This window comes from Pseudomonas sp. AGC41 (assembly GCF_057334555.1).
On the sequence record NZ_JBHFJB010000061.1, the window covers coordinates 4,436 to 15,275 of the forward strand.

General features: G+C 64.9%; 8 protein-coding genes. 7 read left to right on the forward strand and 1 reads right to left on the reverse strand.

Going from position 1 to position 10,840, the window contains the following annotated elements; genetic code table 11:
* Nucleotides 1–133 precede the first annotated feature (133 nt).
* Nucleotides 134–1,084 (forward strand): GlxA family transcriptional regulator, encoded by a 951-nt coding sequence (locus ACE04F_RS11510; RefSeq protein WP_486106777.1) that lies wholly within the window; start codon nucleotides 134–136, stop codon nucleotides 1,082–1,084.
* A gap of 183 nt (nucleotides 1,085–1,267) precedes the next feature.
* Complete coding sequence (locus ACE04F_RS11515; RefSeq protein WP_486106779.1) at nucleotides 1,268–2,776, forward strand: ATP-binding protein; 1,509 nt, start codon at nucleotides 1,268–1,270, stop codon at nucleotides 2,774–2,776.
* Here the strand turns inward: ACE04F_RS11515 and ACE04F_RS11520 are convergent.
* Nucleotides 2,723–5,533, reverse strand: a complete 2,811-nt coding sequence (locus ACE04F_RS11520) for an ATP-binding protein (protein WP_486106781.1) — start codon at nucleotides 5,531–5,533, stop codon at nucleotides 2,723–2,725. The two genes, ACE04F_RS11515 and ACE04F_RS11520, sit on opposite strands and share 54 nt — an antisense overlap.
* A 360-nt stretch (nucleotides 5,534–5,893) precedes the next feature.
* Here ACE04F_RS11520 and ACE04F_RS11525 point away from each other — a divergent pair, with 360 nt between their 5' ends.
* The 5 genes from ACE04F_RS11525 (at nucleotide 5,894) to ACE04F_RS11545 (ending at nucleotide 10,812) form a co-directional block, all read left to right on the forward strand.
* On the forward strand, nucleotides 5,894–6,715 hold the full coding sequence (locus ACE04F_RS11525; protein WP_486106783.1) for an alpha/beta fold hydrolase: 822 nt from the start codon (nucleotides 5,894–5,896) through the stop codon (nucleotides 6,713–6,715).
* Between the two features lie 151 nt (nucleotides 6,716–6,866).
* A complete protein-coding gene (locus ACE04F_RS11530) occupies nucleotides 6,867–7,814 on the forward strand; it encodes a LysR family transcriptional regulator (protein ID WP_305495573.1) in 948 nt (315 codons plus the stop codon).
* Nucleotides 7,811–8,224: a DoxX family protein gene (locus ACE04F_RS11535; RefSeq protein ID WP_486106785.1), complete on the forward strand. Its 414-nt coding sequence runs from the start codon at nucleotides 7,811–7,813 to the stop codon at nucleotides 8,222–8,224. Before ACE04F_RS11530 ends, ACE04F_RS11535 begins: the two co-directional genes overlap by 4 nt.
* Complete coding sequence (locus tag ACE04F_RS11540; protein ID WP_434603694.1) at nucleotides 8,217–8,855, forward strand: antibiotic biosynthesis monooxygenase; 639 nt, start codon at nucleotides 8,217–8,219, stop codon at nucleotides 8,853–8,855. The genes ACE04F_RS11535 and ACE04F_RS11540 overlap by 8 nt, the downstream gene beginning before the upstream one ends.
* Nucleotides 8,856–8,973: 118 nt before the next feature.
* Entirely contained in the window at nucleotides 8,974–10,812 is a 1,839-nt protein-coding gene (locus ACE04F_RS11545; protein ID WP_486106824.1) for an amidohydrolase, read from the forward strand.
* Nucleotides 10,813–10,840 lie beyond the last annotated feature (28 nt).

Consider the following 10,840-nt stretch of genomic DNA (forward strand, 5'->3'; position numbering starts at 1 on the left):
GGTACAGGTTGTATCGATGGCATCTGGCAAACTGCCTTCGCGAGCAGGCTCGCTCCCACACCAGATTGGTTAAATATGTCTGCCGTCCGCGCATGAGCCTTCCAATGCGTTCCTTAGTTTTGGCGTCCTCCCCATGAAAACCGTTGCAATGGTGCTGTTCCCCGATTTCCTGCTGCTCGACATGGCCGGGCCGCTCGAAGTGTTTTCCATCGCCAATCGTTTTCTCGCGCCGGACCAGCACTATCAGTTGCTGACCCTGGGCACCGAGCGCGGGGCGTTGCGAGCCTCCAACGGGGTGACTGTCCAGGCCGACATCCATATCGACCAGGCTTGGGCCGCCTACGATGTGTTGTTGGTGCCGGGCGGGCCGGGTGCCTATAACGATCAGCATCCGGGCTTGCACACCTGGTTGCGGGCGTCTGCGCAGCGGGCCACGCGCTACGGGTCGATCTGCACGGGAGCCTTCATCCTGGGGGAGGCGGGCCTGCTCGACGGCTATCGGGTCACCACCCATTGGCATTACACCGAACGCCTGATCCAACGGTTCCCCAAGGCTTTGGTCGAGACCGACAAGATCATCTTGCATGACCGACGGTTGATCACCTCCGGCGGGGTCACGGCCGGTATCGACATGGCCCTGTCCATTGTCGCCCAGGACCATGGCCGCAAAGTCGCGCTGGATGTGGCCAAGGTCTTGCTGGTGGTCATGCAGCGCCAGGGCGGGCAAGCGCAGTTCAGCCCGCTGGTAGCGGCGGTGGCGGCACAGGAATCGGCGGTTACCCGGGTGCAGCATTATGTGATGGAACACCTGGAAGAGCCGTTTTCCATCGAGCGCATGGCCGATCTGGCCGCCATGAGCTCAAGGCATTTCGCCCGGGTTTTCCTGCGCGAAGTCAAAATGACACCGATGGAGTTCCTGCAAGGTGCGCGCATCGATCGGGCGCGGCAGTTGCTGGAGTCCACCGACTTGCCCCTCAAGACCGTGGCGTTTCGCAGTGGCTTTGGCAGCGTCCGGCACATGCGCCAGTTGTTCAGCGAAAAACTCGGTCTGACACCGGTCCAGTATCGGCAGCAGTTCAGTTGAGCCTTCGGTGTCCGTCCAGGGCACCGTGATGTCCGTGATGCGTCCTGTGCCAGCATTGTTCTCTGCCCTGTGGCTGCCAAGATAACGGCGAACCCTCTGCAAAGGATGCGCAGGAGCCAGGGCAGGTGTGTGCGGCGATCCGCAGCGCCACGCCCGGACCGGTTTTCTGTCGCTGGATCGCTCATGAACAGCTTCACCAAACCTTGCGCCGCAACAGCGGTGAGCACCGACACAACGGTGCGCTTCGGTCCGTTTGTCTTTCACCGCCAGCAGCGGCTGGTCACCCGTGATGGCGAGCCCCTGGCCTTGGGTGGTCGCGCCCTGGACATCCTGCACTTGCTGGTTACCCATGCGGGCACCTTCGTCAGCAAGCAAACCCTGATCGCCCAGGTCTGGCCCGACAGCGTGGTGGAAGACATCAACCTGCGGGTGCACATCGCCGCCTTACGGCGGGCGTTCGGTGCTGGACAGGATGGCAACCGCTACATCCTCAATCATCCGCGCCAGGGCTACTGCTTCGCCGTGCCCCTGACCCCGCAGCCGAGTGCCGAATCGTCCGGCGCCAGGCGCTCCGAGCGGCACAATCTGCCTGTGCGCCTGAGCCCGGTGATCGGTCGCGACAAGCTGCTGGGACGGCTGTTGGTCGAGATTCCTCGCCAGGCCCTGACCACCGTCGTCGGCCCGGGCGGTATCGGCAAGACCACGGTGGTGTCGCGGGCGGCGGAACTGTTGCTTGAGCACTTTGCCGACGGCGCCTGGTTTATTGACCTGGCGGCGATCAGCGACCCGGCCGAGGTCTGCCCGCGGATCATGCAAACCCTTGGCCTGACGGGCGGCTCGCTGGAACAGTGCCTGCAATCGTGCCGGACGTTGCTGGTGCTCGACGGCGCCGAACACCAGCTCGACGCCTGCCGGGAGCTGGCCTTGACGCTGCGCTCAGCGGCCCCTGGCGTATCGCTGTTGCTGAGCAGCCGCGAAGCCTTGGGGCTTGCAGATGAACAGGTGGTGCAATTGGCCGGTCTGGCGGTGGCGACGGCCAGCGAGCCCGGTCACCTGATACGGGCGAGCCCGGCGGTGCGCTTGCTGGTTGATCGGGTCGGTGCTCGACAGCAGGGCTTCAAGCCGGGTGAACGCGACCTGGCGCTCCTGGCACAGATCTGCCAGCGCCTGGACGGGTTGCCGTTGGCCCTGGAGTTGGCGGCGGCCCAGGTTGATGTGCTGGGCGTGGCGGGGGTCCTGGAACAGTTGGACTACGGTCTGTCGCTGTTGAGCCACGGCCGCCGTACAGCCGTGGCACGTCATCGCAGCCTCGACGCGGCGCTGGATTGGAGTTTCGAGCGCTTGGGCGACGACGAACGGACGGTGTTCCAGCGGCTGGCGGTGTTCGAGGAGCCGTTCACGTTGAAGGCTGCGCTGGCTGTGGTCAGTTGCACTGACGTCGGGGTGGGTCGATTGCCCTGGCTGCTGTCACGGCTGGTCAAGCAGTCGCTGGTGATGGTCGAACAAGGTGCCGAAGGCAATCGCTATCACCTGCTCAATACCACGCGTGCCTATGCCCTGGAAAAGTTGCGCCGCGCTGGTCAGTGGCAGTCGCTCCATCGGCGCTACGTGTTGCAGGAGGCCTGGCTGGCGCGGCGTTCAAGACCCGAGCTGGCGAGTCAGCGTCTGGAGCAGCGCGCCGGCTTCCTTTAGGTCGGGTGTGTCGAATCCTTCGCTGAAGCGCCGATAGACCGAAGCGAGCACATCTTGCGCTGCCGTATCCTGGCCGCGCCGTTGCCACAGCCGGGCCAGGGACATGGCACTGCGTAATTGCCAGGCCAGCGCGCCTTGGCTCCGGGCTACCGCCAGCGCGGCGTGCAAGTACTCTTCGGCGCGGCTTTCTGCGTCCGCTTTTCCCTCGGCCAGCAACGCTTCGGCAGCGACGCGCAGGATTTCCGCCGAGCACCAGCCTGCGGCGCCGCTATGGGCGCGCTCGATCTGCTGCGGACTGACGGCATCGCCGCGCAGAGTGACGACGGTATCCTGGATCAGGCCGCAAGCGCTCAAGTGCGACTGCGGACTGGCACCGTCGAGGGCGCGTTCGTAATGGCCAGCCCAATCATGGAACAGCATGACCGAATGGCGTTTGGCCTGCTGTTTCAACATGTCCAGCCGTTCCCGGGCGGTCGGCTGATCGCCGGTGTAATGGGCGATCACGCAACCTGCGATCACCAGGGTGTAGCAGATCGAGAGGCCATGATTGATCTGCAGGGCAATCTGCAGCGCCAGGTTGGCCGTGCGCCGGGCTTTTTCGGCGAAGCCTTGCAGCCAGAGGATGCGCGACAGGATCGTCAGCGCGGCCACGCTCTGCTCGTATTGCACGCCGAAACCGTGGCTGAAGCGGCTCAGGTGACCATTCTGGGCCAGGCGCTGGATGACCTGCTCGGCGTCGCGTCGCGCGCCGTCCTGATCGCCGGTGAAATGCAGCGCCAGCACCCGCAGGCGCTGGGTACTCAAGGACAGGACCGGGTCGCCCGGCAGGCCCAGGCGATCGAAATCCAGGCTTTGCTCCAGCGCCTGGCGATAGCGGCCGGCGCTGAGATTGACCGTCATGTGGCCCGACAATGCGCGCAATTCGCCTGCCCGGTCCTGGCACTGTCGGGCCAGGCAGCGGGCCGTGACGAACGCCTCGACGGTGGCCGGCGTACCGCCCTCGGTGTGGTAGTTGAAACTGCCGTGGGCGAGTTCCAGGGCGAGGGTCAATTTCGGGCACGGCGAGGGGCTGGCCCGAAGCAGCGCCCGCGCCTTGCTGACATACAGCCCGTGTTCCTTGAGCAGCGACAGCTCTTGCCAGAGCGGCAGCGTTCGCGCGGCCAGGCGGATCGCCACGGCGTGGGAACCCTGCGGACCGAGCCCGCGGTCGAGCGCTGCGCGGATGTCGTCCCGGTAGGCCGCGTACCGTGCGATCCACACGCGCGTGGAAGTGTTTTCCCAATCCTTTTCAGCCTGCTCCATGAGCGTCAGGCAGCGTTCGGCGTGGCGCTCTTGGGTGGCGGCCAGTTCCCCGGCGTCCAGCAGTTTTTCCAGGGCGTAGCTGCGCGTGGTGTCCAGCAGCCGATAACGCACCTCATCGTCGCCGATCTCGACATTGAGCAACGATTTCGCCACCAACTGGCTGATCGAGACCAGCACCTGTTCCGGCGCGACATGCTGGCCGACGATGACTGCCGCTGCCGACGCCAGGTTGAAACTGCCCATGAACACCGCCAGGCGCCGCAGGCAGGTTTGTTCGCACGGCGTGAGCAGCGCGAAGCTCCAGTCCACCGTGGCGCGCAGGGTCTGCTGGCGCGGTGCGCTGGCGTGGCTGTCATGGTCGAGCAGGGCGACGCTGTCTTGCAGTTGCCGGCATAGCGCCTCCAGCCCAAAGCGCCCGACCTGGGCGGCGGCCAGTTCGATCGCCAGGGGAATGCCGTCGAGACGCTGGCAGATATCGACGATCAGCGGAACCTCGTGGTCCGTCAGCTCAAAATCGTCCTGGCTGGCCATCGCCCGTTCGGCGAACAGTTGCAGCGCCGGGAACTCCAGGGCCGGATAACCTTCGATGGCCATGCCCCTTGGCGGAAACGCCAGCGAATCGAGGCGCTGCACGTGTTCGCCTTCGGCGCGCAGGCCTTCGCGGCTGGTGGCCAGGATATGCAGGTGTGGCGCGCCGCGCAGCAGGGTTTCGCAGAGCAGTGCAACGGCATCGATCAGGTGTTCACAGGTGTCAATGACCAGCAGCAGATGGCGGTCCTTGAGTTGCCGGACGATCGCGTCGAGCGGCTCGCCGTCATGCAGCGTCAGCTCCAGCAGCGCGCAGAGGTTGGGGGCGATCATGGCCGCGTCGTTGAGCGAGGCCAGGTCCAGCAGACAGGTGCCGTCGCGGTACTGGCCAAGCAGCCGTTCGGCCACCCGCAAGGCGACGGTGGTCTTGCCGATGCCGCCGCTGCCGACCAGGCTGATGAAGCGTTTGCGCGGAAGCTGCGCCACCAGGCTCTCCACCAGGCCCTGGCGGCCGATCATGCGGGTGCGGCGCGGCGGCAGGTTGCGCGCCAGCGAGGGGTGGGGGATGCGCGCCAACTGCTCGGGCGCTTCGAACGTCACCGGCGCGACAAAACTGTAGCCGCGCTGCGCCACCGTGACGATATAACGCTGACCGGCCTGGCCGTCGCCCAGGGCCTTGCGCAACGCCGCCACGTGAACCCGCAGGTTGGTGTCCTCCACCACGCTCTTCGGCCAGACCCGGGCGATCAGTTGCTGCTTGCTCACCACTTGGCCGGCGTGTTCGAGCAGCACCAGCAGGATCTCCACCGCTCGCCGTCCCAGGCGCAACGGTTGTCCACCCTCGAGCACCAGGCGCTGGCGCGGATGGACCCGGTAAGGGCCGAAATGCACCGTCTGTTCGACGGGCAGGGCGAGGTATTGGCTCATGGTCTGCTCAGTGTTCTGTTTGCGCTGTACCCGAGCATATTCCTCAGGTTTTGCGCCAAGCGCAACGGTGGGACGTTTTGTTCCAACCAGGCCCCGTGGCGAGGGAGCTTGCTCCTGCTGGGCCGCGAAGCGGTCCCAAAGCATCACCCCAACCAATCTGGCACACCGAAGTGACAATTCCGGGGCTGCTGCGCCCGAGACGTCGGACCGACCCAGCGGGAGCAAGCTCCCTCGCCACAAAAGTGCTCTCCAGTGGCTTGTTAACACCTCAGTCGCGAAAAAATTAACAACGTTTAACTCACGCACATGCCCCCCTTGGCCGGACCATAAAGCGATCCACCGACCTCAAGGAATCACGTCATGAGCACCTTCATCACCCGCGACGGCACCGAGATCTACTACAAGGATTGGGGCACTGGCCAACCGGTGGTCTTCAGCCACGGCTGGCCGTTGAATTCGGACAGTTGGGAAGCGCAGATGATGTTCCTGGCGTCCAACGGCTATCGGGTGATTGCTCACGACCGTCGTGGTCACGGGCGTTCCAGCCAGCCCTGGGACGGCAATGACATGGACACCTACGCCGATGACTTGGCCGAGCTGATCGAGCGCCTGGACCTCAAGGACGCGGTGTTGCTCGGTTTCTCCACCGGCGGTGGCGAAGTGGCGCGCTACATCGGTCGGCATGGCGCCGCCCGCGTCGCCAAGCTCGGCCTGATCTCGGCGGTCACGCCGCTGATGCTCAGGACTGCGGCCAACCCCGGCGGCCTGCCCATCGAGGTATTCGACGGTTTCCGCCAGGCCTCCCTGGCCGACCGTTCTCAGCTATACAAGGATGTGGCCAGCGCGTTTTTCGGCGCCAACCGTCCGGGTGCCAAGGTGTCCCAGGGCATGATCGACTGGTTCTGGATGCAGGGCATGCTCGCCGGCCACAAGAACGCCTATGACTGCATCAAGGCCTTCTCGGAGACCGATCTTTCCGAAGACCTGCGCAACATCGATGTGCCGACCTTGGTGGTGCATGGCGATGACGACCAGGTAGTGCCGATCGAAACCGCCGGCATCGCGGCCGTCAAGCTGCTCAAGAACTCACAGTTGCTGGTCTACCCGGGCGCCCCCCACGGCCTGACCGACACCCACAAGGACCGCTTGAACGCGGACCTGTTGGCGTTCATCCAGGGTTGACGCAAGCACGATAAAGACCTGTGGGGGCGAGCCTGCTCGCGATGGCGTCATCACATTCAACATTGATGCAAGCTGACCCACCGCTTTCGTCGGAACGCCGCCCGGAGCAGGCTCGCTCCCACAGGATCGGTATTGAACAGGAACAACACCCATGAACCGCAACGATCTACGCCGCCTCGACATGAACCTGCTGGTGATCTTCGAGGCGCTGATGTTCGAGAAGAACCTGACCCGTGTCGCCGAAAAGCTCTTCATGGGCCAGCCGGCGGTGAGCGCGGCGCTCGGGCGGCTGCGGGATCTGTTCGATGATCCGCTGCTGATCCGTCACGGCCGAGGCATGGAACCGACGCCTCGGGCGTTGGCGATCCTGCAGGAATTGCAGCCGGCCATGGACACCATTTCCGGCGCGGTCAGCCGGGCCAAGGCGTTCGATCCGTCCACCAGTTGCGACGTGTTCCGCATCGGTCTGTCCGACGATGCCGAATTCGGCCTGTTTCCACCGCTGCTCAGTCAATTGCGCGAAGAAGCGCCGGGCATCATCGTGGTGGTGCGCCGGGCCAATTTCCTGCTGATGTCGTCGTTGCTCGCCAGCGGCGAAATCAGCGTCGGCGTCAGTTACACCACCGACCTGCCGGCCAATGCCAAGCGCAAGAAACTGCGGGACATTCCCTGCAAGGTCCTGCGTGGCGACAAGCGCCCGGGGCCGTTGACCCTGGACGACTACTGCTCGCGACCCCACGCCATGGTGTCGTTCTCGGGCGACCTGAGCGGCAACATCGACCTCGACCTGGCGCGCATCGGCCGGGCCCGCAAAGTGGTCTTGGCGGTGCCGCAATTCAGCGGCCTGCGCGCCTTGCTGGCCGGCACCGAGCTGATCGCCACAGTGCCGGACTACGCCGCCTGCGCGCTGGTGGAGGGCTGCGCCTTGCGCGCCGAAGATCCGCCGTTCGAGATCAATGCCGCCGAGTTGTCGATGGTCTGGAGCGGCGTGCACGACAACGACCCCGCCGAGCGCTGGCTGCGCTCGCGCATCGCCACCCACATGTCCCAACCGTTGCCGGCAGCCGCCTCGACGGACCCGGCCGGAGCTCACCGATGAACGCCACTGATGAACGCCGCATGCAGGACCTCGGCCTGCTGTTCCTGCGCCTGAGCGGCGCGCTGTTTTTGCTGTGGGTCCATGGCTTGCCGAAGCTGCTGAACTACAGCGCTGAGCTGACCCGCATCGAAGACCCGCTCCACCTCGGCGCGGCGCCCACATTGATCCTGGCGATTTTCGCCGAGGTGCTTTGCCCGTTGCTGATCATGGCCGGCGTGCTGGTGCGCCTGGCGTGCCTGCCCATCCTCTTCCTGCTCGCCGTTGCGCTGCTCGTGGTGCACCCGCAATGGAGCCTGGAAGAAGGCCAGTTCGGCTGGTTGCTGCTGATCATATTTACCAGCGTGTTCATTGCCGGCCCCGGAGGCTTGGCGATCAACGCGCGTTTTGCTGGAGTGCTGCGTCATGCCTGAATCCCAAACCCTTGAATCAACCGCGATCCCGGCGATCCCCGGCTTCGATGAAATCGTCACCCTGGTAGTCAAGCACCGGGTCAAGGCCGGGCAGGACGGCGCCTATGAAGCCTGGTTGCGGCGCATCGTCAGCGTCGCCGGCCAATGGCCGGGTCACCTGGGCGTGGACGTAGTCCGGGGCAAGCAGGGCGGGTTGTCGCTGTTCACCTGCGTGCTGCGGTTCTGCTCCACCGAGGCTATGCAGCGCTGGCTGGACTCGCCCGAGCGCCGCGAACTGGTGGAAGAGGCTGCGCCGTTGCTGGCGGACGGCGACCAGACAGAAGTCGCCCCGCACAAGGAGTTCTGGTTCGCCCCGCTGGCCGATGCCGCCACGCCGCCACCGCGCTGGAAGCAATCGGTGGTGACCTTGCTGGTCATCCTGCCGCACACCTTGCTGGTGCCGCTGCTCTGGGGCCCGCTGCTGCAACTCAACGCGTTTTTGTCCAACTACGTGGTCGCCACGTTCCTGATCACCGTGACCATCGTGCTCTCGGTGGTGTACGTGTGCATGCCGCTGGCGACGCGTCTGTTCGCGCCATGGTTGGAAGCGTCCAAGGCCCACCAACACCTGGAGCCCGGCGATGGCCAATAAAGACGACCCGACCGATCCGCTGCGCCGCCAGCTGCTGGCCGCCGGATCCCTGCTCAGCGCGGCGGCGGCTTTCTGGCCACGCCTGTCTTTTTCATCTTCCCATTCAGAAGGACATCCAATGAACGCCGATCTGATTCTGTTCAATGGCCAGTTCCATACCGTCGACCGTGAAAAACCTCGCGCCAGCGCGGTTGCCATCAGCCAGGGCCGTTTCGTCGCCGTGGGCACCGATGCCGAGGCCATGGCCTTGCGCGGCAGCGGCACCCAGGTCATCGACCTCAAGGGCCGTACCGTCATTCCCGGCCTCAACGACTCGCACCTGCACCTGATCCGCGGTGGCCTGAACTACAACCTGGAGCTGCGCTGGGAAGGCGTGCCGTCTTTGGCCGACGCCTTGCGCATGCTCAAGGACCAGGCCGACCGCACCCCGACCCCGCAATGGGTACGGGTAGTGGGGGGCTGGAACGAATTCCAGTTCGCCGAAAAACGCCTGCCGACCCTGGAAGAACTGAACCAGGCCGCGCCCGACACCCCGGTGTTCGTGCTGCACCTGTACGACCGCGCCTTGCTCAACCGCGCCGCGCTGCGGGTGGCCGGCTACACCCGCGACACCCCGAACCCGCCGGGCGGCGAGATCGTGCGTGACAGCAGGGGCGAGCCCACCGGCATGCTGGTGGCGCGGCCAAACGCGATGATCCTCTACTCGACGCTGGCGAAAGGGCCGAAGCTGCCGCTGGAATACCAGGTCAACTCCACCCGCCAGTTCATGCGCGAGCTCAATCGCCTGGGCCTGACCAGCGCGATCGACGCCGGCGGCGGCTATCAGAACTACCCGGACGACTACGAAGTCATCGAGCAGTTGGCTCGCGAGCAGCAGTTGACGGTGCGCATCGCCTACAACCTGTTCACCCAGAAGCCCAAGGAAGAACTCACCGACTTCAAGAACTGGACCAGCAGCGTCAAGCTGCACCAGGGTGATGATTTCCTGCGGCACAACGGCGCCGGTGAAATGCTGGTGTTCTCGGCGGCGGATTTCGAAGACTTCCTCGAACCGCGTCCGGACCTGCCGCCGGGCATGGAGCAGGACCTGGAGCCGGTGGTGCGTCACCTGGTCGAGCAGCGCTGGCCGTTCCGCCTGCATGCCACCTATGACGAATCCATCAGCCGCATGCTCGACGTGTTCGAGAAGGTCAACCGCGACATTCCGTTCAACGGCCTGCCGTGGTTCTTCGACCACGCCGAGACCATCACGCCGAAAAACATCGAGCGGGTCCGCGCGCTGGGCGGTGGCATCGCGATCCAGGACCGCATGGCCTTCCAGGGTGAATATTTCGTCGACCGCTACGGCGCCAAGGCCGCCGAAGCCACGCCGCCGATCAAGCGCATGCTGGCCGAAGGCGTACCGGTGGGCGCCGGCACCGACGCCACCCGCGTGTCGAGCTACAACCCGTGGACTTCGCTGTACTGGATGGTCAGCGGCCGCACTGTCGGCGGCCTCTCGCTGCACGAAGAAGGCCTGCCGCGGCTGACCGCGTTGGAGCTGTTCACCCATGGCAGCGCCTGGTTCTCCTCGGAGCAGGGCAAGAAGGGCCAGATCAAGGTTGGCCAACTGGCGGACCTGGCAGCCCTGAGCGCGGATTTTTTCAGCGTCGAGGAAGAAGCCATCAAGTGGATCGAATCGGTGCTGACCGTGGTGGACGGCAAGGTCGTCTACGCCGCCGGCGACTTCGAAAAACTCGGCCCGGCCAGCGTCCCGGTACTGCCGGACTGGTCGCCGGTGGTCAAGGTTCCCGGCCACTGGCGCCCGGCTTCGCCATTGCAAACGCAAGTCCACCAGTGCAGCGGGCCGTGCAAGGTGCATTCCCACAGCCATGAACGGGCGCGTCTGTCGAACGTGCCGGTCAGCGACTTCCAGGGTTTCTGGGGCGCGTTTGGCTGTTCGTGCTTTGCCTTTTAACTAACAAGCATATTTCCCTGTGGGAGCG

Coding starts and splice junctions, on each gene's coding strand:
- ACE04F_RS11510 (WP_486106777.1), top strand. CDS start 134: ATGAAAACCGTTGCAATGGTGCTGTTCCCCGATTTCCTGCTGCTCGAC.
- ACE04F_RS11525 (WP_486106783.1), top strand. CDS start 5,894: ATGAGCACCTTCATCACCCGCGACGGCACCGAGATCTACTACAAGGAT.
- ACE04F_RS11520 (WP_486106781.1), bottom strand. CDS start 5,533: ATGAGCCAATACCTCGCCCTGCCCGTCGAACAGACGGTGCATTTCGGC.
- ACE04F_RS11545 (WP_486106824.1), top strand. CDS start 8,974: ATGAACGCCGATCTGATTCTGTTCAATGGCCAGTTCCATACCGTCGAC.
- ACE04F_RS11535 (WP_486106785.1), top strand. CDS start 7,811: ATGAACGCCACTGATGAACGCCGCATGCAGGACCTCGGCCTGCTGTTC.
- ACE04F_RS11530 (WP_305495573.1), top strand. CDS start 6,867: ATGAACCGCAACGATCTACGCCGCCTCGACATGAACCTGCTGGTGATC.
- ACE04F_RS11515 (WP_486106779.1), top strand. CDS start 1,268: ATGAACAGCTTCACCAAACCTTGCGCCGCAACAGCGGTGAGCACCGAC.
- ACE04F_RS11540 (WP_434603694.1), top strand. CDS start 8,217: ATGCCTGAATCCCAAACCCTTGAATCAACCGCGATCCCGGCGATCCCC.